At 69.2% G+C, this 26987-nt stretch carries 27 protein-coding genes and 1 pseudogene; 18 read left to right on the forward strand and 10 right to left on the reverse strand.

What is annotated here, in order from left to right; all coding sequences use genetic code 11:
• Window positions 1-25: 25 nt before the first annotated feature.
• Complete coding sequence (locus tag UK23_RS24240; RefSeq protein ID WP_045313916.1) at window positions 26-1162, reverse strand: HEAT repeat domain-containing protein; 1137 nt, start codon at window positions 1160-1162, stop codon at window positions 26-28.
• Between the two features lie 55 nt (window positions 1163-1217).
• Here UK23_RS24240 and UK23_RS24245 point away from each other — a divergent pair, with 55 nt between their 5' ends.
• Window positions 1218-2519 (forward strand): cytochrome P450, encoded by a 1302-nt coding sequence (locus tag UK23_RS24245; RefSeq protein ID WP_045313935.1) that lies wholly within the window; start codon window positions 1218-1220, stop codon window positions 2517-2519.
• A 32-nt stretch (window positions 2520-2551) separates the two neighbouring features.
• Window positions 2552-3676 (forward strand): aromatic ring-hydroxylating oxygenase subunit alpha, encoded by a 1125-nt coding sequence (locus UK23_RS24250; RefSeq protein WP_045313917.1) that lies wholly within the window; start codon window positions 2552-2554, stop codon window positions 3674-3676.
• Here UK23_RS24250 and UK23_RS24255 read toward each other — a convergent pair.
• From UK23_RS24255 to UK23_RS51885, 5 genes are all read right to left on the reverse strand, one after another.
• Complete coding sequence (locus UK23_RS24255; protein WP_045313918.1) at window positions 3673-4167, reverse strand: MauE/DoxX family redox-associated membrane protein; 495 nt, start codon at window positions 4165-4167, stop codon at window positions 3673-3675. The two genes, UK23_RS24250 and UK23_RS24255, sit on opposite strands and share 4 nt — an antisense overlap.
• Before the next feature lies 1 nt (window position 4168).
• Window positions 4169-4585 carry a S26 family signal peptidase gene (locus UK23_RS24260; protein ID WP_045313919.1) on the reverse strand — a complete coding sequence of 139 codons (417 nt, stop codon included), beginning with the start codon at window positions 4583-4585 and terminating at the stop codon, window positions 4169-4171.
• Window positions 4582-6408, reverse strand: a complete 1827-nt coding sequence (locus UK23_RS24265) for an ABC transporter ATP-binding protein (protein ID WP_045313920.1) — start codon at window positions 6406-6408, stop codon at window positions 4582-4584. Before UK23_RS24265 ends, UK23_RS24260 begins: the two co-directional genes overlap by 4 nt.
• Window positions 6405-6911, reverse strand: coding sequence for a redoxin domain-containing protein (locus UK23_RS24270; RefSeq protein ID WP_045313921.1), 507 nt, complete (start codon window positions 6909-6911; stop codon window positions 6405-6407). The genes UK23_RS24265 and UK23_RS24270 overlap by 4 nt, the downstream gene beginning before the upstream one ends.
• Window positions 6912-6977: 66 nt before the next feature.
• Window positions 6978-7184: a hypothetical protein gene (locus tag UK23_RS51885; RefSeq protein ID WP_045313922.1), complete on the reverse strand. Its 207-nt coding sequence runs from the start codon at window positions 7182-7184 to the stop codon at window positions 6978-6980.
• A gap of 150 nt (window positions 7185-7334) precedes the next feature.
• On the opposite strand from UK23_RS51885, the gene UK23_RS24280 reads away from it, so the two are divergent.
• The 3 genes from UK23_RS24280 (at window position 7335) to UK23_RS24290 (ending at window position 11838) form a co-directional block, all read left to right on the forward strand.
• The gene (locus UK23_RS24280) at window positions 7335-9107 is read left to right on the forward strand and encodes an AfsR/SARP family transcriptional regulator (RefSeq protein ID WP_156213351.1); all 1773 of its coding nucleotides are present in this window, start codon (window positions 7335-7337) and stop codon (window positions 9105-9107) included.
• A gap of 25 nt (window positions 9108-9132) precedes the next feature.
• Window positions 9133-10206, forward strand: a complete 1074-nt coding sequence (locus tag UK23_RS24285) for an alpha/beta hydrolase (protein ID WP_045313923.1) — start codon at window positions 9133-9135, stop codon at window positions 10204-10206.
• Window positions 10207-10344: 138 nt separating this feature from the next.
• Window positions 10345-11838: a hypothetical protein gene (locus UK23_RS24290; protein ID WP_045313924.1), complete on the forward strand. Its 1494-nt coding sequence runs from the start codon at window positions 10345-10347 to the stop codon at window positions 11836-11838.
• Between the two features lies 1 nt (window position 11839).
• On the opposite strand, the gene UK23_RS24295 is transcribed toward UK23_RS24290, so the two are convergent.
• Window positions 11840-13048, reverse strand: a complete 1209-nt coding sequence (locus UK23_RS24295) for an amidohydrolase family protein (protein WP_045313925.1) — start codon at window positions 13046-13048, stop codon at window positions 11840-11842.
• Between the two features lie 62 nt (window positions 13049-13110).
• Here UK23_RS24295 and UK23_RS24300 point away from each other — a divergent pair, with 62 nt between their 5' ends.
• Window positions 13111-13596, forward strand: coding sequence for a MarR family winged helix-turn-helix transcriptional regulator (locus UK23_RS24300; protein WP_063778111.1), 486 nt, complete (start codon window positions 13111-13113; stop codon window positions 13594-13596).
• Here UK23_RS24300 and UK23_RS24305 read toward each other — a convergent pair.
• Window positions 13593-14009 carry a hypothetical protein gene (locus UK23_RS24305; protein WP_045313927.1) on the reverse strand — a complete coding sequence of 139 codons (417 nt, stop codon included), beginning with the start codon at window positions 14007-14009 and terminating at the stop codon, window positions 13593-13595. The two genes, UK23_RS24300 and UK23_RS24305, sit on opposite strands and share 4 nt — an antisense overlap.
• Window positions 14010-14234: 225 nt before the next feature.
• On the opposite strand from UK23_RS24305, the gene UK23_RS24310 reads away from it, so the two are divergent.
• The 5 genes from UK23_RS24310 (at window position 14235) to UK23_RS24330 (ending at window position 19232) form a co-directional block, all read left to right on the forward strand.
• Entirely contained in the window at window positions 14235-15947 is a 1713-nt protein-coding gene (locus UK23_RS24310; protein ID WP_231114647.1) for a S8 family peptidase, read from the forward strand.
• A gap of 55 nt (window positions 15948-16002) precedes the next feature.
• Window positions 16003-16905, forward strand: a complete 903-nt coding sequence (locus tag UK23_RS24315) for a LysR family transcriptional regulator (protein ID WP_045313928.1) — start codon at window positions 16003-16005, stop codon at window positions 16903-16905.
• Between the two features lie 69 nt (window positions 16906-16974).
• On the forward strand, window positions 16975-17970 hold the full coding sequence (locus UK23_RS24320) for a YeiH family protein (RefSeq protein WP_045313929.1): 996 nt from the start codon (window positions 16975-16977) through the stop codon (window positions 17968-17970).
• A gap of 10 nt (window positions 17971-17980) precedes the next feature.
• Complete coding sequence (locus tag UK23_RS24325; RefSeq protein ID WP_052684988.1) at window positions 17981-18523, forward strand: cysteine dioxygenase family protein; 543 nt, start codon at window positions 17981-17983, stop codon at window positions 18521-18523.
• Window positions 18524-18590: 67 nt separating this feature from the next.
• Window positions 18591-19232 carry a hypothetical protein gene (locus UK23_RS24330; protein ID WP_045313930.1) on the forward strand — a complete coding sequence of 214 codons (642 nt, stop codon included), beginning with the start codon at window positions 18591-18593 and terminating at the stop codon, window positions 19230-19232.
• Here UK23_RS24330 and UK23_RS48890 read toward each other — a convergent pair.
• Window positions 19216-19833 carry a TetR/AcrR family transcriptional regulator gene (locus UK23_RS48890; protein ID WP_052684989.1) on the reverse strand — a complete coding sequence of 206 codons (618 nt, stop codon included), beginning with the start codon at window positions 19831-19833 and terminating at the stop codon, window positions 19216-19218. The genes UK23_RS24330 and UK23_RS48890 overlap by 17 nt on opposite strands.
• A 74-nt stretch (window positions 19834-19907) precedes the next feature.
• Between UK23_RS48890 and UK23_RS24340 the strand changes: the two genes are divergently transcribed.
• The 7 genes from UK23_RS24340 to UK23_RS24370 are packed head-to-tail and all read left to right on the forward strand — an operon-like array spanning window position 19908 to window position 26717.
• The gene (locus UK23_RS24340) at window positions 19908-20597 is read left to right on the forward strand and encodes an inositol monophosphatase family protein (RefSeq protein ID WP_045313940.1); all 690 of its coding nucleotides are present in this window, start codon (window positions 19908-19910) and stop codon (window positions 20595-20597) included.
• On the forward strand, window positions 20564-21481 hold the full coding sequence (gene cysD, locus UK23_RS24345; RefSeq protein WP_045313941.1) for a sulfate adenylyltransferase subunit CysD: 918 nt from the start codon (window positions 20564-20566) through the stop codon (window positions 21479-21481). Before UK23_RS24340 ends, cysD begins: the two co-directional genes overlap by 34 nt.
• Window positions 21481-23229 carry an adenylyl-sulfate kinase gene (cysC, locus tag UK23_RS24350; RefSeq protein ID WP_045313931.1) on the forward strand — a complete coding sequence of 583 codons (1749 nt, stop codon included), beginning with the start codon at window positions 21481-21483 and terminating at the stop codon, window positions 23227-23229. The genes cysD and cysC overlap by 1 nt, the downstream gene beginning before the upstream one ends.
• A gap of 59 nt (window positions 23230-23288) precedes the next feature.
• Window positions 23289-24341, forward strand: a complete 1053-nt coding sequence (locus UK23_RS24355) for a DUF1214 domain-containing protein (protein ID WP_045313932.1) — start codon at window positions 23289-23291, stop codon at window positions 24339-24341.
• On the forward strand, window positions 24338-25486 hold the full coding sequence (locus UK23_RS24360; RefSeq protein WP_052684991.1) for a sulfotransferase family protein: 1149 nt from the start codon (window positions 24338-24340) through the stop codon (window positions 25484-25486). The genes UK23_RS24355 and UK23_RS24360 overlap by 4 nt, the downstream gene beginning before the upstream one ends.
• Window positions 25483-26265 carry an SDR family oxidoreductase gene (locus UK23_RS24365; protein ID WP_045313933.1) on the forward strand — a complete coding sequence of 261 codons (783 nt, stop codon included), beginning with the start codon at window positions 25483-25485 and terminating at the stop codon, window positions 26263-26265. Before UK23_RS24360 ends, UK23_RS24365 begins: the two co-directional genes overlap by 4 nt.
• On the forward strand, window positions 26262-26717 hold the full coding sequence (locus UK23_RS24370) for an SRPBCC domain-containing protein (protein ID WP_045313934.1): 456 nt from the start codon (window positions 26262-26264) through the stop codon (window positions 26715-26717). Before UK23_RS24365 ends, UK23_RS24370 begins: the two co-directional genes overlap by 4 nt.
• Window positions 26718-26789: 72 nt before the next feature.
• Here the strand turns inward: UK23_RS24370 and UK23_RS53915 are convergent.
• A pseudogene (locus UK23_RS53915) lies at window positions 26790-26987 on the reverse strand (hypothetical protein); the annotation flags it as partial.

Here is a 26987-nt window from a genome sequence, read left to right on the forward strand (position 1 = left end):
CGCTGGAGGCCACGGTCGTCCAAGCCTAGTAAGTGATGCGCAGGAAACCCTTGGGAGAGCCGTACTTCAGGCCGCACGCGGTGAGCGCGAGCACGCCGTGTCCCTCCACGTCGCCCTCGAAGTACTTGGGGTTGGCCGACATCTCCTCCGCCACGTCGGTCGCGCAGCAGTCGTCCAGGTCCTCGTTCTCGTCGCTCCAGTCGTGCGGCAGCTTCAGGCCGTCCTCGGCGTCGAGCGGCTCACCGATCTGCTCGTCCGGGTTGCTCTCGTCGTAGTGGCGGATCACCTCGCCGCCCTCCGCGACGCACCACTCGTTGCCGCCGCCCTGGCAGTGCATGGCGTAGTAGTGCGCCTCGCCGAACGCCGCGCTCAGCACCGCGCAGATCTCGGTGACCGGGCGGGACTCGTGCGCGAACGGCTCGCCGAACACGAGCGTCCAGCCGTCCCACGCGCCCGTGACGTAGACCCTGGCGCAACGAACGTGCTCTTCCTCGTCGGCCCACGAGTGGTGGTCGTTGTTCCAGGCGTCACCACCGAGGATCTTGGTCACCGGCACGGGGTCGCTCAGGCCGCACACTTCGAGCACGGCCTGCTGGTCGTCCGTCCTGATCGCGTACCAGCCGCCGCAGAGGTGCATCTCCTCGCTGGAGTACAGGTCCTCCTCGACCTTGGCCTCGATGAACCGCCTCAGCACCCGGCGGTCCCACTCGCTGAACGCGTCCGGGCCGCCGACCTCGGCGATCCCCTGCCACGCGCCCCGGCGGACCGCGCCCTTGGCCGTCCGGCGCGCCTCCTGCAGCAGCGGCAACACGTCCGGCCCCATGCTGTCGAACGCCCACCGCGCTTCCCGCGCGACGTAGTAGTCGTCGTCCGCCAGCACCGGCAGGAGTTCCGCAGCGTGCTTCAACGCCTGCTCACCGCGGAACATGCTTGCGGCGTGCACGCGCACCTTCTGGTTCGGGTGCCGGGTCAGCGCCAGGTAGGTCTCGTCACCGGCGCTCAGCAGCGAGAAGACGCGGCAGGCCTGCCGGGTGTCCTGGGTCGTGGCGATGAGGTCGACCAGTTGGCCGAACGTCGCGAGCCCGTGCTGGGCCGCGAACTCCGCGGCCTCGGCGCGGAAGTCGTCCCGGTCCATCCCGTCGAGCAACGCCCGGATTTCCATGGCGCGGCAGATTACCGTTGACGCACCGGCCCGAGTGGACGACGCTACGGAACTGATGAGTCTCGCTGAGGAGCACGTCAAGACGGCAGTGCGGTGGAGCATCGGCCACGCGCTGCCCCGGACGGTGCTGCGCATGCAGGCCCGTCGCGGCGACCTGCAGGGCCGCATCACCGTCGAGGCGTCCACGGGCGCCGACCTCACCGGCCTGTTCGACGAGATCCGCGCCCGCGGGCCGCTCGCCGCCACCAAGGTCGGCCACACCACGGCCCGGCACGCCGTCGTGCGCGAGATCCTCACCAACGACGCCCTGGTGACGACCCGTCCTCGTTACGGCGCCGGCATCCTGGGCAAGCTCGCCGCGTGGTCCGCCAGGGACATCACGCATCCCGTGCAGCCGCCGTCGCTGCTGGTCGTCGAACCACCGCAGCACACCCGCTACCGCAAGCTCGTCACGCGCGTCTTCACCGCTCGCGCCGTGGAACAGCTCCGCGAACGCACCCAGGCGATCGCCGACGAACTGCTCGACAGCCTCGACCCGGCCAATCCGGTCGACCTCATCGAGACCTACTGCGGCCTGCTCCCGGTCACCGTGATCAGCGAGATCCTCGGCGTGCCACCGGAAGACCGCGCGACCGTGCTGGCGTTGGGCGGAGCGGCCGCGCCGAGCCTCGACCTGGGCCTGTCGTGGCGCGTGTTCCGCAACGTCGAAACGACGCTCAGCACGTTCGACGCCTGGCTGACCCGCCACCTGGACGCCCTGCGCGCCAACCCCGGCGACAACCTGCTGAGCCGCCTGATCACCGCGCGCGAGGACGGTGCCGGTCTCACCGACCGCGAGCTCAAGTCCACCGCGGGCCTGGTGCTGGCGGCCGGTTTCGAGACCACGGTCAACCTGCTGGGCAACGGCATCTCGTTGCTCACCAGGAATCCCGCGCAGCTCGAGACTCTCCGGTCACGCCCGGAACTGTGGGGCAACGCGGTCGACGAGGTGCTGCGCGTCGACCCGCCGGTCCTCATGACGGGCCGGATGTGCTCGCGCGACACCACGATCGCGGGCATTCCGGTGCGGCCCGGCCAGTTCGTGACGGCCGTGCTCGCCGCGGCCAACCGCGATCCCGAGGTCTTCGCCGACCCGCACGCGTTCGACGTCACCCGCGAGAACGCGCGCGACCACGTCTCGTTCGGTGCCGGCCGCCACTACTGTCTTGGCGCGCAGCTCGCGCGGATGGAGGGCGAGATCGGTCTGCGGTCGATCTTCGAACGCTTCCCCGGCCTGCGCCCGCTGCCTGGCGCGCACCGGCGGCCGACCCGCATCCTGCGCGGCTTCGAACGGTTGCCGACCAGCCTCAGATCTTGAACGACCGTTCCAGTATCTCTACGGTCGGGCGCATGGGTGTCACGGCGGACGACGTTGAACGCATCTCCTCTGGCTACCACTCCGATCCCGCGCGCTCGATGTCGTTGCGCGCCGAGGCGTACGTCGAACCGCGTTGGTTCGACTTCGAGACCCGCGCGGTGTTCTCCCGGACGTGGCAATGGGTCTGCCACGCCGAACAGCTCACGTCACCCGGCAGCTACGTGGCGGCGACGGTCGCCGGGATGCCGATCGCGATCGTGCGCGATCGGGCCGGGACGCTGCGGGCGTTCTACAACGTGTGCAAGCACCGCGCGCACGAGCTGCTCACCGGCTCGGGCATCACGCGGAACATCGTTTGTCCGTACCACGCGTGGACGTACGACCTCGACGGCGGCCTGAAGGCGGCCAGGCGCGCGGATCGCATGGAGACCTTCGACAAGTCCGAGATCTGCCTGGACCAGGTGCTGGTCGAGGAGTTCTGCGGGTTCGTCTACGTGAACCTGGATCCCACCGCGAAAGCACTGGCTGAACAAGCCCCGGATCTGAAGTCGGAGATCGACTTCTGGGCGCCGGACGTCGCCGGCCTGACGCACGCCAAGCGGCTCACGTACGAGATCGGGTCCAACTGGAAGAACGTCGTCGACAACTTCCTGGAGTGCTACCACTGCCACATCGCGCATCCCGAGTTCGTCGATCTGGTCGACATGGGGACGTACGACGTGAAGACGCACGGCATCTGGTCGAGCCACTTCGCCGAGGCGGGCAAGCACGAGAACTCGGCGTACGACGTGTCCGGCGCGACGGTCAACCAGCACGCGGTGTGGTGGTTGTGGCCCAACACCTGCCTGCTGCGCTATCCCGGCCGCGACAACTTCATGGTGCTGCAGATTCTTCCGGACGGGCCGGAGCGCACCCGCGAGACCTGGGACTTCTACTTCGAGACGAAAGAACTCACGGCCGGCGAGCTGGACGGCGTTCGGTACATCGACGAAGTGTTGCAGCAGCAGGACATCAGCATCGTCGAGAGCGTGCAACGCGGGATGCGCACGCCCGCGTTCGACCAGGGCCGGATCGTCTACGACCCCGAGGGATCCGGCCTGTCCGAACACGGCGTGCACCACTTCCACGGACTGCTCCTGGACGCCTACGGCGCCTAGGCCGCGATCAGATCCGCCAGGTCGTCGAACCGCACCACCAGCACCGCACCGATCACGCCGACCGCCGCCGCCAGCCCCGCGACGGCGGGATCGAACGGACTGTCCACAGCAGACAGACCGAGAACCGCCACCGCCAACAGGAAGGCGTTGCGCGCGGTGTGCCGGTGCGTGAGCGTGGTGCGAGCACGCCCGAAGCACCGGCACACCGCGCCGGACCGCCGTGACACCGCGCGCCACACCACGGCGGTCAGCACCGCGAACATGCCCGTCGCCAGCACCAGTCCCGCGGTCCAGAACCCGGCCACTAGGAGCAGCGCGATTCCGAACTCCGCCACGACCGTCAGCACGGCGAACGGCCGCGTCCACCGCGCCGGAATCCCGAACGCGGGCACCGACGCGACGAAGTCGGCGTAGTCGGACCGGCTGCGCACCTTGCTCACCGCGGAGATCAGCAGTACCAGTCCACACAGGACAACCGCACCCGTGGTCATGTCACCTCTGTCCGATCGGGCGGAGCACCACGCCGATCAGCGCGTCCGCCGGGAGATAGCCGAGCCGCCTGGAGTCGTTGCTCCGAGCCAGGTTGTCGCCGAGCACCAGCAGGCTGTCCGCGGGCACGCGCGGACCGGGAACCGGGATCTGCGGTGGCACGGGATCGCCCGGCACGGCCACCGCGCGCTTCACCAGGCGGCCGCCGGTCGGGTCGTCCGGCGTCGAGGCTTCCACCTGCACCACCACGACCTGACCGGCACGAACGCGGTCGAGGCGGGCGCGCTTGACCAGCAGCCGATCGCCGGAGTGATAGGTCGGTTCCATGCTCACGCCGTGCACGGTCACCACGAGCAAACGGTTGCGCAACACCAGAAGCCACGCCACGACCGCGCCAACAGCCAACGCGACCCAGATCATCCGGTCACCACCTCGTCATAGCCTGAAGCCTGCAGCCGGAAGAGCCGCGCATAATCCCCGTCGAGGAACATCAGCTCGTCGTGCGTGCCGAGTTCGGAAACCTGACCGGCCGTGAGCACAGCGATCACGCCCGCGTCCCGGACCGTGCCCAGCCGGTGCGAGATCAGCACGCTCGTCGCCCCCTCGCGGTGCCGCCGCAGGCTGCTGTGCACCTCGTGCTCGGCCTGCGCGTCCAGGCCGGAGCTGGGCTCGTCGAGGATCATCAGATCGCGGCGGTCGCGCAGGAACGCCCGCGCCAGAGCCAGCCGCTGCCACTGACCACCGGACAGCAGCACCCCGGTCTCCGGATCCTCGCGATCGGCCTCGTCGAAGTACATGCGGGAGAGCAACGTGTCGTACCCGCGGGGCAACGCCGCGACCATGTCGTGCGCGCCGGCTCGTTCCGCGGCAGCGACAACGCGCGATCGATCGTCCATTGAGGACACGTCACCGAGCGCGACGTTCTCGGCGGCAGTGAGGTCGTAGCGCATGTAGTCCTGGAACACCGCGCCGATCCGTTCCCGCACCGAGTCGACGGAGAACGACCGGATGTCCACGCCGTCCCACAGGATCGCGCCGCGGCTGGGGTCGTAGAACCGGCACAGCAGCTTGACGATCGTCGACTTCCCGGCGCCGTTCAGCCCGACCAGCGCGAGCGATCGCCCGTGCGGGATCGTCAGGTTCACCCCGCACAGCACCCACGGCTGGTCGTCGGCATAGCGGAACCACACGTCGCGCAGCTCGATCCCCTGCCGCAGGGCGGGAACCGGGGCGGCGGACACCGGCAGGTCCGGCGGCTGCGACTCGATCTCCTGGTAGTGGTGGAACAACAGCACCGAGTGGTGCGCGGAGGCCAGGTTGTGCACCAGGCTCTGCGACGCGCCCTGCACCCCGGCGACGGCGGCCACGAACATCGCGACGTCACCGATCGACAGCGAGCCGGACACCGCGAGCCACACCGACCAGACCAGCCCGGCCGCCGACACCAGCGCGGTCAGCCCTGCGAGCAGGCCGCGAACCCGTGCGTCACGGCGATCCTGGCCCTCCACCACGGCATGCGCGGCGGTCAGCTCGACGAGCATGCGACGACGGAAGAGATCGCCGAGGCCCAGCAACCGCAGTTCTTTCGCCGCGTCGAGGCTCGACAGCAGCTCGGCGTAGAACACCTCGCGCCGCTCGGCCGGCGTGATCGACCACATCACCTCGGCCCTCGCCCGGCTCAACCGCATGTGCGCGATCAACGCCGGAACCGCCGCGACCAGCACGATCACCGCCATGCCGGCGTTCAGCACGAGCAACGTGCCGAGAAAACCGCCCGTCGTGATGGCCGCCTGCACCGCGCCCAGCCCGTCGTCGACGAGCTGACCGGGCCCGCTGCGACCGGTCTGCTGCGCGAGCTGGAGCTTGTCGCGGAACCGCGGATCCTCCATCCGCGCCAGCCCGGTGAGCCGCCCCATCGCCTGGTACAGCCGGTCCATCGTGAGCACCGCGACCGCGCGGTCCAGCCGTTGCTTCAGGTACTCCGTCGACACCGGCAGCAGACCGCTGACCAGTCCGGTCAACGCCAGCGCGACGGCCCACGGCACCAGAGCCGCCCAAGCCCCGCCGGCCGCGATGCCGTCCAGCAGGACCTTGGTGCACCATGCGGCGGACAGCGGCACGACGCCGCCGAGCAGCGTGAGCACCACGTAGATCGGGGTGCCCGCCGGTGCCGCCGCACGGGTCAGGCCGAATGCGCCGGCCAGGAGCGACAACACCCGGCGGGCGCCGAGAGAGGTGTTCACCGGGTCGCGAGAACCGGCAGCGCGGACATCTCCCAGCCGCTCGCCGCCACGGTCCGGGACTCGTCGACCAGGCACAGCGCCGGATAACCGGTGGTGCCGAACGCGTTGTGCAGCGGGCCGCCCATCTCCTCGACGACGACCTCGGCCACCTCACCGAGGCGCACGACCATGTCGGCGACCTCATCGGCGTCTCCTGCGGCGACCGCGATCACCTTGCCGCGGTGGCCGGTCGCGTACTCGATGAACTGCGGCATGCGCTCCTTGCACGGTTCGCAGTTCGGCGAGAAGAAGCCGACCAGCGCGCCGGAAACGTCCACATCGGACAGTTCGACGGGTGAACCGGCGGTCAGCATGATGGGCGGTTCGGCCGCCGCCTGGTTCTCGCGCAGGTCGCGCAGCGCCTCGTTCTGCTGACGCAGCCGCCGGATGATGCCGAAGCTCAGCAGCAGGTCCAGCAGGCACAGGATTCCGACGACCACGACCGCGGCGGTGAGCACTGACATGGCAAGTCTCCGAGAGTAGAAGGGAGAGCCGTGGGTGGCGAACAGGCCGCCACCCACGGCGTCTGATCACGCGCCGCAGGTCCGGAAGACCGTGCAGGGTCCGCAGAACTCCTTGCACGCGCCGTTCTGCGAACAGCGCTGGCGGAAGTCACTGCGCTCACGGCAGTAGCAGTGCTTGTAGTACGGGTCCGGCGGGCAGCCCGCGCCCACGTCGGCCTTGGCCACGAACACGCCGAGCAGCTTGTCGCTGAGCGACTCCAACGTCTTGCGCATGTTTCGCGCTCCCTCACTTCCTCCCGCGCCGGGTGGCGTCGGTGGCGCCAACGTAGGAAAGCGCCGTACACGGGGACGCCCAGCGCGCATACACGGCCGCGTGTATGCCGTGTCGGCGATGTGTCAGCGGTCACGGCCAGGATCACCGGCGTGTCAGTCGAGTTCAGGGTTCTCGGGAGGATCGAGGTGCGGGCGTGCGGCCGCAACGTCGTGCTGGGCTCGCTCAAGCAACGCCTCCTGCTCGCCACGCTGCTGCTCAACCCCGGCCGTCCGGTGCCGATCCGCAGGCTGGTCCGCGCGCTGTGGGCGGACGAACCGCCGATGTCCGCGACGGCGAACCTGCGCACGTACGCCAATCGGCTGCGCCAGGTGCTGCCGGACGGGTGTGAGCGCATCGCGGGCAGACAGGCGGGCTACCAGCTCACGTTGCGGCCGGGCGAGCTGGACCTGCACCTGTTCACCGAACGCGCCGAGGCGGGCAGAGCGGCACTGGCTCAAGGTGATCACGCCGCAGCCGCGCGGCACCTGGGCGAGGCGCTGTCGGCGTGCCGGGGCGCGGTGCTCGAGGACCTGGCCGGCTGCGACGCGCTGGCCGGGTCGATCGCGCCGGTCGAGGAGCTGCGGCTGTCCGTGACGGAGGACCACTTCGACGCACGGCTCGGCCTCGGCGAGCACCGCTCGTTGATCACGCCGTTGCGCGGGTTCGTGGCCGAGCACCCGTTGCGGGAACGGCCGCGCGCGCATCTCGTGACCGCGCTGTACCGGTCGGGCGACCTGGCCGGGGCACTGGCCGTCTACACTGACTACCGCGGGGTGATCGCGGACCGGCTCGGCCTGGAGCCTTCGCCGGAGCTCGTCCGGTTGCACCAGGCGGTGCTGGACCGCGATCCGTCGCTGACCGCCGCTACCGCCGTGCGAGCGTCCTCGGTTCCGCGCGAGCTGCCTTCGCCGTGCCGCTCCTTCTCCGGCCGCGCGCCGGAAGCGGCGCGGTTGCAGGCTTTGCTCGCCCAGGACACCCCGGCCGCGGCGGTCGTGCACGGCCCGTGCGGTGTCGGCAAGAGCGCGCTGGCCCTGGAGGTCGCGCACCGGGTCGCGCCGGTGTTCCCGGACGGCCAGCTCTACATCGATCTCCGCCAGGCGACCCGCGTGCCGCACCGGTTGCTGCGACACCTCGGTGTTTCCGACGTTCCACCCGCCGAGGACGAGGCCACGGCACTGCTGCGGTCCAGGTTGGCGGACCGCGCCGTGCTCGTGGTGCTCGACGGCGCGACCGATCCCGCCCCGCTGCGGTTCCTCCTTCCCGCCACCGGCCCTTGCGCCATGCTGATCACCAGCCGCGCGCCACTGCTGCTGGACGGCGCGGAACACCTCCCGCTCGGCCCGCTGTCCGATGTGGACGGTCTGGAGCTGCTGACCCAGCTGGCGCCCGGAGCAGCCTTCGAACCCGCCGCGGCAGCTCAGATCGTGTCGTTGTGCCACGGAATACCGCTGGCACTGCACATCGCGGGCGCCCTGCTCGCCCACCGCCCGACCCGCTCACTGGCCCGGTGGGTGCGGCGGCTGGCCCCGGAACGCCGCAGGCTGGCCGAGCTCAGCTTCGGCGGCGAGTCGGTCCGCGCCGCCTGCGCCACCGCGTTCAGCGCGGTCGACGACCCGTTGGCGGCGAGTGCGTTCCGGCTGCTCGGCCGCTACGAAGTGTGCGATGCCACCACAGCGGCCTCAGCGCTGGGCACGGGTGCGCTCGAGACCGAGGCCGCGCTGGACCTCCTGGTGGACCTCGGTCTCGCCGAGTGGGGCGACGACGACACCTACCGCCTGCCCGGCCTGATGCGGTTGTTCGCCGCCGAGCTGACCAGCCCGAACGCGACCCGGCCAGCAATGGCCGGTCCCCGGCCTGTCCTGCGCGGTGGCCTCACGCCATGATCCGTGGCGAACCGAGGGGAGATTCATGTCGATTCGACACCGCACTGCCAGGAAACGCGGAGCCTGCCTGATCGCCGCACTCACCGCCGCGATCTCGTTGTCCAGCCCGCACGCCAAAGCCGCAGAACCGTCGCCACCGCGGTTCACCGACGGGTTCGGACTCCAGGTGACGAGCCAGCCGAGGTGGGCGGACGAGAACCACCGCACGTTCCTGTTCAGCGTCTCCACGAACCAGGTGCCCACGCCGACCCTGCTCGAAGGCCAGGAACCGGGCAGGCACACCGTCGTCGTCACCCTGCCCGCCGGCTACGACCCGAGCGTGCGCTACCCGGTCCAGTACTACCTGCACGGCCATCCCGACCGGCCCGACGCCCAGTGGAACCAGCGCGTCGTCGAGAACGCCACCAGGGACGTCCCGCTGATCACCGTGCAGCCCAACGGCAGCGGCCGCGGCTGGTACTCGAACTGGGTCACCCCCGGTGCCGCGGGACCGCAGAACTGGGAGACGTTCCACCTGGAGCAGGTGATCCCGTTCGTCGACGCCAACCTGAGCACGGTCGCCACGCGGGAAGGCCGCGCGATCGTCGGCCATTCGATGGGCGGCTTCGGCGCGTTGCACTACGCCGAGCACCGCCCCGACCTCTTCAGCTACGCCGGCAGCTTCTCCGGAGGCCTCGACCTGCAGAACTCCGAGATCCGCGCCGCCGTGGCCGCGAGCTCGGTGAACCCGGGCTCCGGCACTCCTACCGTCGGCGCCGACGCGATCTTCGGGCCGCCGATCTGGCCGTTCGACGGTGTCTGGAACGCCCAGAGCCCAGCCCAGCACGTGGAATCGTTGCGCGGCATGGGAGTCGCCCTCTACACGGGCAACGGCGGCGACCTCACCGTCAACCCGATCCAGGCGGTGCTGGAGAACCGGGCCCGTGAGACGGCGCTGGTGACGGCCTCCCACCTGACCGCCGCGGGAATCCCGTTCCACCTGTCCGACTACGGCGACGGCTCCGGCTGGGCGCCGGGCTGCACCGGCAAGCACGCCGACGAGGCATGCGTGCAGGCGGACATGAACCACTTCGTGGGGCTGATCACGCGGAGGTCGTGAGGTTGCTCCGCAAGAGTGATCTCACGCTGGGCCACGCGGTTCGGCGGGCAACGATTCTGTCACGGCGTTAACGGGGTCCCGCCGGACCGCGACTCACGGTCAAACGGTGTCGGGGGCGACAGACCGGAGGCCGCGGACATGAAGCGACGCACGGAGCTGATCTCGCTCGCCGCCCTCGCCGGACCGCTCGTGGTGGTCGGTGTCCTGCTCGGAGTGTCCCGCCTGCTCGACTTCAGCGGTCCATCCATTCAGGACACCTACCACTTCGAGGTGCTCGACACGCGGTTCGGGTTCCACGTCGGCACCGCCTCGAACCAGGTGGCGGGCCTCGATGAAGCGGCGCGGCAGGCGTACCGGAAGTTCGAGCTGCTCGACTACCTGTTCCTGGCGCTGTACGCGGTGGTGCTGACGCTCGCGATCCGGGCGGTGACCCAGCCGGGGACGTGGTCCCGCAAGCTCGCCTGGCTTCCTGTGGCCGCCGCCACTTTCGACGCGCTGGAAGACCTCACGACCCTGATCGCTCTCGGCAGCCTGACCCCGTCGAGCTGCGCCCTGGTCATCATTCTGTGCGCCGGAATCGTCAAGCACGTGTTCTTCTACGCCGCTCTCGCCGCGCTGGCGGTGTCGGGCGCCGTGTTCGCGTGGAGGAGGAAGCAGATGAGGTACAAGCGCGAAGACACCATCAAGCAGACCTACTTCTCGCTGCGGCTGGCGCTGACCCTGCTCGTCGGGATGCTCCTGCTCGCGCTGGCGATCCACGCCGTGCCGCCGTGGTGCGCGTTCCACTCCATCAGCGCCTACTACTACTCACCACTGCAGGCGACGTTCGTGGGCGTGCTGGTGGCGATCGGCATCTGTCTCGTCGTCTACCAGGGCACCACGTACGCGGAGAACCTGCTCCTCGACATCGCCGGTTTCATGGCGTTCATCGTCGCCTTCGCGCCGACGTCCAAGCCGCTCGACGACAAGGGCCAGCCGGTCTGCGCCGGCAGCTACGTCTCGTCTGACGCACGAATCGCGGACATCGTGTGGGGCAACGTCTTCCCGCTGCTGCTGGTCGCGGCCGTGGCCACGTTCGTCGTGCTCCTCACCCGGCTCAACAAGGACAAGATCACGGACGAGGACGAGGCCGCGGCGAACCGCAAAGAGGTGGGGCGGCTCGTCGCGGGCCTGGTCGCGCAGGTGCTCGTGCTCGGCGCCTTCTTCGGGCTGCGCGGGCAGTTCGAGGAGAAGGCGCACGGGGTCGCGGCCACCACGCTGTTCGTCTGCATCATCCTCGTCGTGCTGATCAACCACCAGGGCCGCGTCCAGGACCCGGACAACGAAGGGAAGAAGTCGAGGCACATCTACCTGATCGTGGCGATCGTCATGGCGGCCACCTTGGCGGCCTGCGTGCTCGTCCACATCATGCGTGGCGGCTGGCCCCACCTGATTCTCGCCATCGAGCTCGGGCTGATCGTGGAGTTCGCGGCGTTCTGGGCCATCCAGACCGGAGAGCTGAAGGGCGCGGCCAACCGTCCACCCGCGCCCCCGAACGGAGCACCGCAGGACACGGCCGACGGTCCTCCCGCGAACCAGCCGGAGCAACTGGAGGACGCTGCCGACCCGGCGCCGGCGAACCAGGACGCCTGAGCTAGCGCGTCGCGGCGAGCAGGCGCGCGGCCGCTGCCCGCACATCCCTTGCCACGTTAGGCTTCTCGGCCTCCACCCCGGCGACGAACACCCGCTCGACGTTGCCGGGGTGCGCGGCCGTGACGACCGCGGCGACCGGGTCGGCGGCACCGAGCAGGTTGAGGTCGCCGGCCCGCAACACCACCAGATCGGCGTGCTTGCCCACGCCGAGCGACCCGACCTGATCTCCCATCCCGATCGCCGAAGCACCCTCGACGGTCGCCATCCGCAGCACGTCGGCGGGAGTGACGTGCACGCCTTCGCTGACGTGCGCGGACATCAGCGCGGCCCGCATGAGCGAGAACATGTCCCCCGCCACCACCGCGGCCGAGTCGACACCGAGCCCGGTAGGCACACCCAACGCTCGGGTACGGCGGATCATCGGGGCGCCGTGCCCCATCTCGGCTTCCAGGCCCGGCGCGATCGCCACGCCCGCACCGGCGTCGGCGACCAGCTTCAGCTCGCCGTCCGGAAGTCCGTTGCCGTGCACGAAAGTCGTGTTCCCGTCGAGCAGCCCGCGGTCGTGCAGCGCGGAGATCGGGTTGCCCTCGCCGGCGACATGCGTGAGCACGCGCAACCCGAGCTCACGCGCCAGCTCCCAGTCCGCTTCCACCACGCTCATGTCCGAAAAGGACGGTCCGACCGGCGCGAGTGCGATGTCGACGAGCCCGCCGCCGAGTTCCACGCCACGCCGCACGTCGTCGGGGTCGCACGCAGGCCCGAACACCGCCGGCCCGTACCCGAACATCGCGCGGACACCCGACTCCCGCAGCCCTCGCACGGCGGCGGAGGCGTGCGCGAACGTCGGCGCGAACGAGTAGTCCTGCACGGTCGTGATCCCGGAAGCCAGGCATTCCAGCGCACCCGCGAGCGTGCCGATCCGCAGTTCGTCCGGTGTCACCACTTCCTGCAACGGCTTGAGCAGCTTCTCCAGGTAGGCGCCGAGCGACATGTCGGCGCTGAACGACCGCACCAGCATCTGCCACAGGTGCCGATGCGCGTCGACGAAGCCCGGCAACACGATCCGATCCGTGCAGTCGATCACCACAGCGGCCCGCAACCCCTTGCCCACCGCGGCGATCCGCCCGTCCCGCACGAGCACGTCGGTGCCCGGCAGAGCCACCACCGGGTCGGTGTCGATCACCAGGGCGTTGCGCAGCACGAAGTCCATCAGATCCCCCTCACGCGAAAGCTTTCTTAAAAGCTATCACGGTGTGCAATAGGCTCTGACCTGTGACGGATCGCGTGGAAGAACTGCTGGCGGTGTGGCGCACCGAACTCCCGGAGGCCCTGGTCGCAGGCTCCGAGTTCAGCAAGCGCCTCATGGTCCTGTCGGGCCTGCTGGGCGAGGCCACCCGCGCCACCGTGACCCGGTTCGACCTGACCGGCGCCGACTTCGACGTACTGGCCGCCCTGCGCCGCAGCGGCAAGCCCTACCGCCTCAAGGCCAACGAGCTCAGCCGCTCACTCCTGCTCTCCACCGGCGGCACCAGCAACGTGGTGAACCGCCTGGTCGCCCGCGGCCTGGTCGAGCGAGAGCCGGACCAGACCGACGGCCGCAGCACCTACGTGCGCCTCACGCCGAGCGGCACGTCGCTCGCCGAGGAGGTCGTGATCGCGAACAGCAAGGCGCACGACGAGGTGCTGTCCCCGATCCCCGCCGAACTCCTGGAGAACGCGACGGCCGCCCTCCGCGCGCTGGCCGAGCACCTGCCCTAGACAGGCGTGACGGTCCAGCGGTAGATCGGGTCGCCGGAGGGTTCGAACAGGCCGTAGATCGAGTTCGGCACGGCCCGGCTGCCGGCCAGCACAGCACCGGGAGCAGCTGCTTCGGTAGTGAGCACGACCCCGCCGGACGCCGGCACGAACTTCCAGCGCTGCGCAGGATCCGACGCGTCGCACTCCCGCAGCAACGCGTAGTTGCCCGCCCCGGACATGCACTGTCCGGTTTGGACGTTCCGCAGCTGCGCACCCGCCCGGACCCACCGCTGGGACCGCGCACCAGACGGCGCTGCCACACCCAGGTGGTCGGCGGACACCTCGATCACCGCGTCCACGGCGGCGCTCCTGATCACCACCTCGCCCGCGCACGGCGCGGCGGCCAGCTGAGCCAACAGAACCAGAGACGTCACAACAGTCATGTCAGCCGGTTCTACTCAGGCCCGAACGATCGCGGAACGTCATTTGGGGCAGACCGTCTCACCCCACGCCTGACGTGCGACGTTCGGCGTGAACCGAACGGAGCATTTCTGAAACCACGCGTCCCGAATGCCCTCCCGCCTCCTCTAACACCGCTGACGGGCCCCTGCACCCGCGCGACCGTGCGCGGGCATCGCCCGCTAGGAGTTGGAGGAATCGTGTTCCTGGGTTCACGATCACGCCTGCGCACCGCGGTCATCGCCGCGGCCGTGGGCGCCGGTGTGCTGACGGCGGCGACCCCTGCCGCGGCCGCGGGCACGCGCGCATACCTGGTCATCACCGCGCCGAACGACACGGCGGGCGCGAAGACGGCCATCGCGAGCAACGCCGGCACGGTGTTCAGCAGCTACGACGCGATCGGTGTCGTCGTCGCCCACTCCACCGCCACCGACTTCGCCAGCAAGATGCGGACCGTCGCGGGCGTGCAGAAGGTCGGGGCGACTCGCACGTCGGACGTGCCCGCCGAGGCGGCCAACCCGGCGGTCCCGGCTCCGGCGACGCAGACTCCGCAGTCGATGACCGAGTCCGTACAGGCGGACATGGCCCAGATCGGCGCCGACAAGGCGTGGGCGGTCAACCAGGGCTCGGCGAACGTCACCGTCGGCATCCTGGACACCGGCGTCGACGACCTGCACGAGGACCTGAAGGCGAACTTCGACGCGTCCAAGTCCGCTTCCTGCGCCTACGGCAAGCTCGACACCCGCGCGGGTGCCTGGCGGGACATCGACCAGCACGGCACGCACGTCGCCGGCACGGTCGCGGCGGCCAAGAACAACAAGGGCGTGGTCGGTGTGGCGCCGGGCGTGAAGATCGCCGCCGTTCGCGTCGCGGAGCAGCCGGGCAAGTCGTTCTTCTTCGCCGAGAACACCATCTGCGCCTTCGTTTTCGCCGGTGACCACGGGTTCGCGGTGACCAACAACAGCTACTACACCGACCCGTGGCTGTTCGCCTGCCCGGACAACGCCGACCAGGACGCCATCCTGGAGGGTGTGAAGCGGGCCGTGGCCTACGCCGAGGGCAAGGGCGTGCTCAACGTCGCCGCGGCGGGCAACGAGAACTACAACCTCGCGAACAAGACTCGCGACACCACGAGCCCCAACGACTCGACCCCGGTGCAGCGCAACATCACCAACAGCTGCCTGAGCCTGCCGACCGAGATGCCCGGCATCGTCACCGTCTCGGCGATCACCTCGGCCAACCGCAAGTCGTCGTACTCCAACTTCGGCACCGGCAAGATCAGTGTCGCGGCGCCTGGCGACGCTGTCTGGTCGACCATCCCCGGCGGCAAGTTCGCCTCGTTCCAGGGCACGTCGATGGCCTCCCCGCACGTCACGGGCGTGGCCGCGCTGCTCAAGTCGACCCACCCCACGGCCACCCCGGCCCAGCTGCGCCAGCTGCTGGCCACCCAGGCCGACGACCTGAGCTGCACCGACACCCGTTGCTCCGGCACCACGGCGGCGAACAACTTCTTCGGCGAGGGCCGCGTGGACGCGTTCGCGGCGGTCGACACCGGCACGCCTCCTGCCGGCAAGACGTTCGAGAACACCGCGGACGTGAACATCCCGGACAACGCCCCGGCCGTGACCAGCGACATCACCGTCTCCGGCGTCACGGGCAACGCCCCGGCCACGCTCAAGGTCGGCGTCGACATCGTGCACACCTACCGCGGTGACCTGGTCGTCGACCTGATCGCCCCGGACGGCTCGGTGTACTCGCTGAGCAACGGCGCGGGCGGCAGCGCGGACAACATCCAGGAGACCTTCACGGTCAACGCGTCGAGCGAGGTCGCGAACGGCGTCTGGAAGCTGCGCGTGCGTGACAAGGCCGCGCAGGACACCGGTTACATCAACTCCTGGAAGCTGACCTTCTAGGGGCCACCTGATCGGCCGTCCTTCGTGGGCGGCCGATCAGGCTTATCGTCCGTGGATGCTCGATACCCGCCAGCTCGAGGTGTTCGCGACCGTCGCCAGGACCGGCTCGTTCAGCGCGGCCGCACGGGAGCTGCACTGCACCCAGCCGGCGGTCAGCCAGCAGATGCGCGCGCTGGAACGCCAGGTCGGCGGCCCGTTGTTCGTCCGCACGGGCCGCGGCCTGAACCTCACCGAGGCCGGCCGGATCCTCGCCGAACGCGGCACGGAGCTGCTCGACCAGCTCGCCGCCACCCACCAGCAGATCAGCGCGATCGCCACGCACGACATCGGCACGATTCGGATCTGCGCGTTCCCCAGCGCCAACGTGTCGCTCGTGCCGTTCGCGGCCGCGATCCTGGCGGAGGAACGACCCCAGCTGCGCCTCGAACTGGTCGAGGAGGAGCCGCCGGACTCGTTCGCACTGCTCAGGCGCGGCACGGTCGACGTGGTGATCAGCTTCAGCTACCGCGGCGAGCCCCAGGACGAGGCCGCGATCGCCGGAATGCTGCGGGTTCCGCTGCTGCGCGAGCCGCTCGCGTTGCTGCTCCCCGTCGGACATCGGCTCGCCGGACGCGAGAAGGTGTCGCTGGCCGAAGCCCAGGACGAACGCTGGATCGCCGGCTGCGTCCGCTGCCAGGGAGCACTCCAGCAGGCCTGCGCCGAAGCCGGGTTCACCCCGGACGTCACCTGCTCGACCGACGACAACCTGGCCATCCAGAGCCTCGTCACCGCAGGCCTGGGGGTCGCGCTCGTACCGCGGTTGCTGCTCTCGTTCATCCAGCACCCCGGCCTGACCACGGTCGAGGTGGACTCCGAAGCGGAACGCGAGACCGCCCTCTACACCTGGCCGGACCTGATCCGGCTGCCACTGATGCGCGCCACGGTCGACGCGATGATGACGGCGGCCACCAAGGCATAACGCCCGCTTATGGACCCCCAAGAAATGCCCATCTTCTGCGCATAGCTCGCAGGAGTGATGGTTGCTCACATGGGCAGCGTCAAGACCACTGCGCGCGCGATCGACTCACCGCTACCCGGCCTCGTGCTGGTCGCGGCCGGTGTCGCGGTCTCGATGGTGGTGACCTGGCTGCTGCCATCGGTCAGTGCGCTGACGGCCGCGGTCCTGCTCGGAGCCGTCGTGGCCAACGTGGTGAGGCTCCCCGCGGCGTTCAGCCCCGGCATCAAGCTCGCCGGACGCCGCCTGCTGCGCCTCGGCATCGTGCTCCTGGGCCTGAAGCTGGTGTTCCGGGACGTGCTGGCGCTCGGTTACGAGGTGTTGCTGCTGGCGGTCGTCGCCGTGGTCGTCACGTTCGTCGTGACGCGCTGGCTCGGCCGGATCCTCGGCGTCGGCGAAGGGCTGTCGTTGCTGATCGCGACCGGGTTCTCCATCTGCGGCGCGTCGGCCGTCGCCGCGATGAACGGCGTGCGCGAACAAGACGAGCAGGACGTCGCCAAGGCGCTCGGGCTCGTCACGTTGTTCGGCACGGTCGCGATGTTCGCGCTGCCCGCGTTGCACCCGCTCACCGGCCTGTCCCCCGCTGCTTACGGCGTGTGGGCGGGCGGGAGCGTGCACGAGGTCGCCCAGGTGGTCGCCGCCGCCGGACCGGTCACCGGCGCGCTGGCCATCGCGGTCGCGGTGAAGCTGACCAGGGTCGTGCTGCTGGCGCCGATGCTCGCCGCGGTGAGCGTCGCCGAACGCCGCAGGTTCCCCGCTGCCGGGAAGCGTCCGCCGATCGTGCCGCTGTTCGTCGTGGGGTTCCTGATCGCCGCCGCCATCAGAGCCACTGATCTGCTGCCGGGCGTCGTGCTGTCCACCGCCCAGTTCGTCGACAACCTCCTGCTGGCCGCGGGCATGTTCGCCCTCGGCACGGCCGTGAACCTGCGTTCTCTCGTCCGCTCCGGACTGCCCGCGCTGACGCTGGGCCTGCTGTCCACCGTCCTCATCAGCGTTGTCGCACTGATCGGAGCCTCTTTGATCATGTGAGGAGCCCACCATGCCTCGTTTGCTCTCCCCCACCGCCGCATTGCTCGTCAGCGCGATCCGCACCGCCGTGAACACGGGCGGTTCCGACGCCACCGTCGCCAAGCGAGTCGCCAAGGCCCTCACCCGCCACCTCGCCGATCCACAGCTGCTGGACGCCGAGCAGCGCGAACCGGACCCGGCCGCGTACCGGCAGCACGTCCTGCACGTCGAACCCGACGGCAGCTTCTCGGTCGTCGCGCTGGTCTGGTTGCCAGGTCAGGAAACCTGTATTCACGACCACGTGTCATGGTGCGTCGTCGGCACGTACGTCGGCGAAGAAGAAGAGATGACGTATCGGCTCGCGGGAGATCACCTCGTTCCGTTGCGGTTCAATCGCACTCCGCAAGGTGTCGCGTCGTACCTGGTGCCGCCGGGCGACATCCACAAGGTGTGCAACAACTCCAGCTCGGTCGCGATCTCGATCCACGTCTACGGCGCGGACATCGGCGTGCTCGGCACGAGCATCCGGCGGCGGTACGACCTGCCCGTCAAGCGTTCGAAGATTGCGAACTGAGTGCCATTTGGAGCAATTTCGGCATCCTCGGGTAACTAGCGGACACGACCGCAGCGATAGCACGGACGTGGAACATCCCGACCTGTGGGCGATCGCCGTGGAGGCCCTCGAAGAACACGAACGCCCAGAGGTGCGGGCCTGGCTGGCCGGAGTCGTCATCCAGCCCGGCCAGACCGAGCGGCTCGCCAGGGGCGAGCGCGATGTGGTGTTCCTGCTGCCCGACCGCATCGTGCTGGTGCGGCCGGACCCGTTCTGGGTGGGCTCGTACCCGCGGGACAAGGTCGCGAGCATCATGGTCGTCGCCGGTCACGTCCAGTTCGAGATCGCCGACGGCAACAGCTTCGAGTACTGGATCGACACCGAGGAGACGCCCGTCAAGCCGTTCCGCGAGGAGGCGGAGGCCTGGCTGCGCCCCACCAAGAGCGGACCCGGCCTCGGTGTGTTCGCCCTGGGCCTGGTGCTGATCGTGGCGCTGCTCTTCGCGTTCGGGCCGGAGTTCGACTCGGAGAACGAGCGGCTCAGCACCAACTCGTCGTGCGGCGACTTCATGTCGGCCGGCCTCGACGCCCAGGTCGATCTGCTGAAGCGGCTCTTCGGGCAGCAGGGCAGGTCGGACGAGGCGAACAATCCGGCGACGCTCACCGCGTCCCGCAAGGCCTGCGGGGAGAACGGCTCGGCGACGGTCGACTCGCTCATCGGCGGGAAATGACGCCCCGCTCGATCGCTCCAGTGGCGAACTCGATGAGGTGCGCGGGCTTGACCCGGTTGGTGCGCGCGCCCTGGAGCAGCAGGTCGTCGGCGAGCCCGATCAGCGAGTCCCACACCCAGTGCGGCAGCGCCGGGTCGTCGATGAGCGTCTGACCGGACGCTGCCGCCGTCTCGTTGAGCGCCTTCGCCAGCGCCTTGATGGTCTTGCGGTAGTCCTGTGCCGACCCCGCGACCTCCTTGCCCCTGCGGCCGCCGGAGAGCACCTTGGCCTCCCACTGCGCGGCCGACCTGCCGAAGCGGCGCCACAGTTCGGTGACCTGGGGCTCGATCTCCTTCAGCACGCCCGCGATGCCCTGGTCGCGGTCGACGGTGTCCAGGGTGTGCCGCAGCTCGTCCAGGCGGCGTTCCATCAGGGCCGCGAAGACGTCCTCCTTGCCGGAGAAGTACTGGTACACCGTGCCGGAGCTGACGCCGGCGCCGACCGCGATCGCGCGCATGGTCAGGCCCGCGTAACCCTGCTCCTCGAGGATCTGCTCGGCCGACTGCAGGATGTCCCGCCGCCTGCCTTCCGCGTCGCCCCAGGCCGTCTGCTCTGTGCTCACGGGTCCGGATCCTACGTTGAACAACGTTCAAAACGCTATTGAACGTTGTTCAGTTTGGTTGCTACCGTCGGTGCATGACGGAGACGGACGGTGAGTTGGCGGCACGGTTGGCCACCGGGACAGGCCGGTTGCTCGTCCGCGTCAGACCGGGCGACGGCGACCGGATCGCACAGGAGTTCCTCGCGGCGCAGCTGAAAGAGCACCGGCCGCACGACGCGGTCCTCTCCGAGGAGGCTCCCGACGACCGCCGCAGGCTCACGTCCGAGCGGGTGTGGATCATCGACCCGCTCGACGGCAGCAGGGAGTACGCGGAGCCAGGACGCACCGACTGGGCCGTGCACGTGGCTCTGTGGCACGCGGGCAGGCTCGTCGCGGCGGCGGTGGCCCTGCCGGCACTGGCCAGGACGTTCGGCACGGACCAGCCCGTGGCTCTCCCTGCGCCGCACGCCCGGCCGCGGATCGCCATCAGCCGCACGCGCCCACCCGCGTTCGCCCAGCGGGTCGCCGACGCGGTGCACGGAGTCCTGGTGCCGATGGGCAGCGCGGGCGCAAAGGCCATGGCCGTCGTGCGCGGCGAAGCCGATGCCTACCTCCACGCCGGTGGCATGTACGAGTGGGACTCCGCCGCCCCGGTGGCCGTGGCGCGCGCGGCCGGACTGCACGCCTCTCGCGTCGACGGACGGCCGCTCGAGTACAACCAGCCCGACCCGTGGCTGCCCGACCTGCTGATCTGCCGGCCGGAGCTCGCGGGGGTGCTGAGGTGAACCACCTGGACACGCTCGAAGCCGACAGCATCGACATCTTCCGCGAGGCCGTGGCGGAGAGTGAACGGCCGGTCCTGCTGTACTCGATCGGCAAGGACAGCTCGGTACTGCTCCACTTGGCGCGCAAGGCGTTCTACCCGTCGAAGCCGCCGTTCCCGTTGCTGCACGTGGACACCACGTGGAAGTTCCGGGAGATGATCGCGTTCCGGGACAGGATCGTCGCCGAGCTCGGCCTGGAGCTGATCGTGCATCGCAACCCGGAGTGCGTGGCGCTGGGCATCAACCCGTTCGACCACGGTTCGGCGCGGCACACCGATCTCTGGAAGACCCAGGGGCTGCGGCAGGCGTTGGACGCCGGCCGGTTCGACGTCGCGTTCGGCGGTGCGCGGCGGGACGAGGAAGCCTCTCGTGCCAAGGAAAGGGTGTTCTCGTTCCGGACCGCGCAGCACCGCTGGGACCCGAAGAACCAGCGGCCGGAACTGTGGCGGCTCTACAACACGCGAGTGGCGCCCGGCGAGAGCATCCGGGTGTTCCCGCTGTCGAACTGGACCGAGCTGGACGTGTGGCGCTACGTCGAACGCGAGCGGATTCCCGTTGTGCCGCTTTACTTCGCGGCCCAACGGCAGGTGGTGGACCGCGACGGCCTGCTGATCATGGTGGACGACGACCGGATGCCGCTGGTCTCGCCGCCACGCACGGAGCTGGTCCGGTTCCGGACGCTGGGCTGCTATCCGCTGACCGGGGCGGTGCGCAGTGAGGCGCGGACGGTCTCCGAGATCGTCGAGGAGATGCGGGCCGCGACCACGTCCGAGCGGCAGGGGCGGCTGATCGACCACGACCAGAGCGGCTCGATGGAACGCAAGAAGCAGGAGGGGTACTTCTGATGGAACTTCTGCGGTTCATCACCTGCGGCAGCGTGGACGACGGCAAGAGCACGCTGATCGGGCGGCTGCTGTACGAGTCGAAGTTGTTGTACGCGGACCATTTGGCGGCGTTGGAGGCCGATTCCCGGCGCGTTGGCACCCGTGGCGGCGAACTGGACTTCGCGCTGCTGGTCGACGGGCTGGCCGCCGAACGCGAGCAGGGCATCACGATCGATGTGGCGTACCGGTTCTTCGCGACCGAGGCGCGGCGGTTCATCGTCGCGGACACTCCTGGGCACGAGCAGTACACGCGCAACATGGTGACCGGCGCGTCCACCGCCGATGCCGCGGTGCTTCTCCTGGATGCACGCAAAGGTGTTCTGAGCCAGACGCGGCGGCATGCGCGAATCGTGTCGTTGCTGGGGATTCGTCATGTTGCCGTGGCGGTGAACAAGCTCGATCTGCTGGAGTACTCGCAGGAGGTGTTCGAGAAGATCCAGGCCGAGTTCCCCGACACCACCTGCATACCGATGTCCGCGACCGAGGGCGTCAACGTGATCGGCCACAGCGAGCTGACGCCGTGGTACGACGGGCCGACTTTGCTGCAGTGGCTGGAGTCTGTGGTCGTCGAGACGGAGGAGGACGGTCCGTCTCGGTTCCTCGTGCAATGGGTCAACCGGCCGGACGCGACGTTCCGCGGCTTCTCGGGACGTGTGCTGCGCGGGACTTTACGCCAGGGCGACGAGGTTCGCGTCGGCGAGCGAACCTCCACTGTGGATCGAATCGTCACGATGGACGGCGATCTGGCCGAGGCACCAAAGGGTTCGTCCGTCACCGTGGTGCTCGCCGACGACGTGGACGCGAGCCGCGGCGACGTGCTGGCGGCGGCTTCGGACCCGCCCGCCGTGGCCGATGCGTTCCAGGCCCATCTGGTCTGGCTGAGTGAGGCCGGACTGATGCCCGGCCGGCGGTACCTGGCCAAGATCGGCGCGCGAACGGTCGGCTTCACCGCCACGAAAGCACTGCAGCTCAACGAGATCGGCACCGACACCGTGCACTTCGAGGCGCCCGTGCCGTTCGAGAGCTACCGCACGAACCGCGACCTGGGCTCGTTCGTGGTGCTCGACCGGCTGACGAACGCCACGGTCGGCGCCGGGATGATCGATTGCGCGCTGCGGTCGTCGAACCTCCGCTGGCAGACGCTGACCGTCGACAAGCAGGCCCGGATATCCCGCAACGGGCACCGGCCGTGCGTGGTGTGGCTGACCGGGTTGTCCGGCGCGGGCAAGTCCACGATCGCCGACCTGGTCGAGAAGGCGCTGCACGCCGCGGGCAGGCACACGTTCCTGCTGGACGGCGACAACGTGCGGCACGGCCTGAACTCCGACCTCGGCTTCTCCGACGCCGACCGCGTCGAGAACATCCGCCGCATCGCCGAAGTGGCCGCGCTGATGGTCGACGCTGGCCTGATCGTGCTGGTCTCGTTCATCTCGCCGTTCCGCGCCGAGCGAGCGCTGGCCCGCGAACTGGTCGCCGAGAACGAGTTCTGCGAGGTCTACGTCGACACGCCGCTGGCCGTCGCCGAACAGCGCGACCCGAAGGGCTTGTACGCACGGGCCAGGCGCGGCGAACTGGCGAACTTCACCGGCATCGACTCGCCCTACGAACCACCGGAGAACCCGGAGATCAGGCTCGACACCACCGCACTGAGCCCCGCGGAGGCCGCTTCGGCCGTGGTGGCACGGCTGCGCTCGCTCGGCATCTGTTGAACGTTGTCCAGAATCGGGTATGTTCAGCTAGAACACGTTCTAAATTCGGGAGGGTCCCCGTGCCGGATCAGGCGTGGTCGCAGTTCTGCCGGGCGTTGGAGAAGGCCGGTGAGGTGATCGCCTCAGGGCCCGACACCGCGCTGGACCGGGCGGAGGGCTACCGCTACCTGGCCCGGCTGACCCGCGAGATGCTGTACTCCTGCCTGGACAACGCCGATCCCGACTTCCCGCGCTTCCACGAGCTCGACCTGGTGAAGATCGGCGCGGACAACCCGGACAACGTCTACCTGTCCGCGAACATCCGCGGCGACCGCACCTACCGCATCACCGGCACCCGCGGCACGATCGCGTACTTCAGCATCGGCTCCAAGGCCAACCGGTACGCCAAGGACGGCACGATGGCGTCGACCGGCGAGCTGTCCGACGCCGACCTCACGATCTCCCCGGACGGCTCGGTGGAGATCATCGCGAGCGCCGTCCAGCAGGGCCGGAACTGGCTGCCGCTGGCCCCTGACTCGACCGGTCTGGTGGTGCGCCAGACATATCTGGACCGCACGTCCGAAGTGCCCGGCACGTGGCGCATCGAGCAGATCGGCGGGCCTTCGGAACCTGCTGCTCTCACCCCTGAGTTCCTGGCCAAGGCGCTGGGCCGGGCAGCCCTGTCGGTACACGGCACCGCGGCCACGTTCGCGCACTGGACGCGGACGTTCGCCGCCCGCCCCAACGAGCTCCCGGACTTCGGCCAGGAGATGTTCCAGCGGGCAGGCGGCGATCCGGAGATCTTCTACCTGCACGGCTACTGGTCTCTGCGCCCCGGCGAGGCGTGGGTGATCGAGACCGACGTGCCGGACTGCCCGTACTGGAACTTCCAGCTCGACAACTGGTGGATGGAGTCGCTCGACCACCATCGCCAGATCACGGTCAACAAGCACACGGCTTCGCTGGACGCGGACGGCCGGCTGACGATCGTGGTGGCCGCGACCGATCCCGGTGTGGGCAACTGGATCGACACGTGCGGCCACAACTCCGGCACCGCGTTGCTGCGCTGGCTCGGCGCGTCCGCCCACCCGATCCCGAAGTGCCGCGTGGTTCCCCTGGAGGAGATGCGATGACGGTGACGACCGAGCTGAACGTCCCGGAACTGATGGACAAGGCGCGTGCCAAGACCGGGCTCACCGACTTCGGCGACGACTGGTTCCGCGAGCCGCTCGACGTGCTCGTGCACAGCCTCAACACCGAGGCCGCTCTGTCCCCCATGGGCTTCGAGCTGACCAAGCACCGTTTCACCGCACTTTTGGCCGACCGGTTACGACTCCGCGCACTGCAACGCTCGAACCCCGAGGTGCTGGACGTCGAAGTGCGCGTGGCGGCCGAGATCTGCGGCCTCCCCCGCACCGGCTCCACCCTGCTGCACCGCTTGCTGTCCGCCTCACCCCAGGTCACCTCCACCCTGTCGTGGGAAGTCGCGTACCCGATCCCGTTCCCCGGCGAGGGCCAGGACGCCCAGGACCGCAAACGCCGCGCCCAGGAACGCATGCAGATGTTCGCCCAGCTCTCCCCCGACTTCGGCGACCTGCACACCGTCGTCTGGGACGGCCCGGAAGAAGACGTCCTGCTGCTGGACCGAACCTTCGTGTCGATGAGCTACGACTCGTTCTACTCGGTCCCGTCCTACGGCGACTGGCTGCGCTCGGCCGACCAGTCCCCGGCCTACCGCGAGCTGCGCGAGTGGCTGCAAGTCCTGCAATGGCAGAACTCCGATCGCTCGCTGCCGTGGGTCCTCAAGTCGCCGCACCACCTGACCGCCGTCGACACCGTCTTCGACACGTTCCCCGACTGCAAGATCGTGATGACCCACCGCTCACCGCTCAACGCCGTCCCGTCCTACGCCTCGATGGTCCGCGCGATGTCCTCGCAGTACAGCGCGGACGTCGATCCGGTCCGGATTGGACAGTACTGGTCCCGCCGCTTCGCCATGACCCTGAACGACTTCGCCACAGCCCGCTCGGCCCGTCCCGACCGCTTCGTCGACGTCCGTTTCGCCGACACCGTCAGCAAACCTCTGGAAGTGGCCCGCCAGGTCCTGGACGAACTGGGCCTGCCCGCCGGCCCGGCCGACGACGCGGCGTTCGAGGCCTACCTGACCCAGAACCGCACCGAACGCCACGGCTCACATTCCTACACCCCAACAGACTTCGGCCTCTCCGAAGACCAGCTCCATCGCGACTTCGCCTTCTACTCGGAGGTCTACCTGTGATACTGCAAGACGAGGTCGTGATCATCACCGGCGTCGGCCCCGGCATGGGCTCGAAACTGGCCCTCCGAGCGGCCGCGGAAGGCGCCAAGGTCGTGATGGCCGCCCGCTCCGCCGACGTGATGAAGCAGGTGGAGAAGGACGTCCTGGCCGCCGGCGGCGAGGCCATCGGCGTGCAGTGCGATGTGCGACGTCCGGAAGACGTCGCCGCGTTGGTGTCCACGGCCGTCGACCGCTTCGGCACCGTGACGGGCCTGGTCAACTCGGCGTTCGGCCACCCAGGCTTCTTCGACCTGCTGGACACCCCGGAGAAGGCGATCCGCCGCTCGATGGACATCGTTCTTTTCGGGGCTCTCCAAGTGACCCGCGAAGTCGTGCCGCACATGAAAGCCGCCGGACGCGGCTCGATCGTCAACATCGGCACCATGACCACCCGCAAACCGATGCGCGGCGAAGCGGGCTACGCGGTGGCCAAGGCGGCGATGGCCACGGCGACCCAGTTCCTGGCTCTGGAGCTGGGTTCTCACGGCATCCGCTGCAACCAGGCCGTGATGGGTTGGCTGGACGGCCCAGGTGTGCGGTTCTACCTCAAGATGATGGCTGATTCCCGAGGCGTGCCAGAGCAGGACGTGTACGACGAGATCGCCGCCCGCAACCCTCTCGGCCGAATCCCGACTGACGAAGCCTGCGCGGGGGCGGTGCTGTTCCTGTTGTCGCGCTTGGCTTCTGAGGTCACCGGGGCAACTCTGGACGTCAACGGCGGGGAGTACATGCCGGCATGAGCCACCTGATCGAATCCGTTGTCGTGGAGATCGACGCACCGGCTGCGTTCGTGTGGTCGGTGCTGCTCGACTATCCGAGCTATCCGCAGTGGAACCCTTACACAATGGCGGTTTCCACCACCTTGGCGGTGGACTCGCCGATCGACCTGACGTTGCCGAAACCTGACGGCAGCGAAGGGACCTGGGTCAGCCGCGAGTACATCCGCGTAGTCGATCCGCCCCGGCTGCTCCGCTACGACACCGGGGACACCTTCCCCGGTCTGCTCGGCACGCGCGACCAGGTGATCACCCCGCTCGGCTTGGAGCGGTGCAGCTACCGGACGTTCGAGACGTTCACCGGCAAGTACGCGGCTGCCGTGTTCGCCGCGCAGGGCGAGTACGTGAAGAACGGGTTCGACTCCGTCGCTCACGCGCTGCGCGCTCGGGTGGCCTCCCGGTTGCTCGAGGCATGACGGCCCAGGTCTTTCATCGCCGCTTCGCGACGATTGCGGTGGCCGCGTCATGAACCGCTTTTCTGATGCGCGTCACCTCGGGCAGGCGGAAACCAATTCACGCTGTCTGGTGAGCGCGAATTTGCCTGGCGCGTGGAGCAGGTTGCGTCTCGGTCTGCGATTTTCGTCCAGCCACGCAGGCGGGTAGAACATCGGGATACCGGCCGCCAGTTTCACTTCCCACTCGCTTTCATGAACCAGCGTGTGGTGATGACGGCACAGCAGCACCGC

Origin of the sequence: Lentzea aerocolonigenes, assembly GCF_000955955.1 — a bacterium.
GTDB classification, from domain to species: Bacteria; Actinomycetota; Actinomycetes; order Mycobacteriales; family Pseudonocardiaceae; genus Lentzea; species Lentzea aerocolonigenes_A.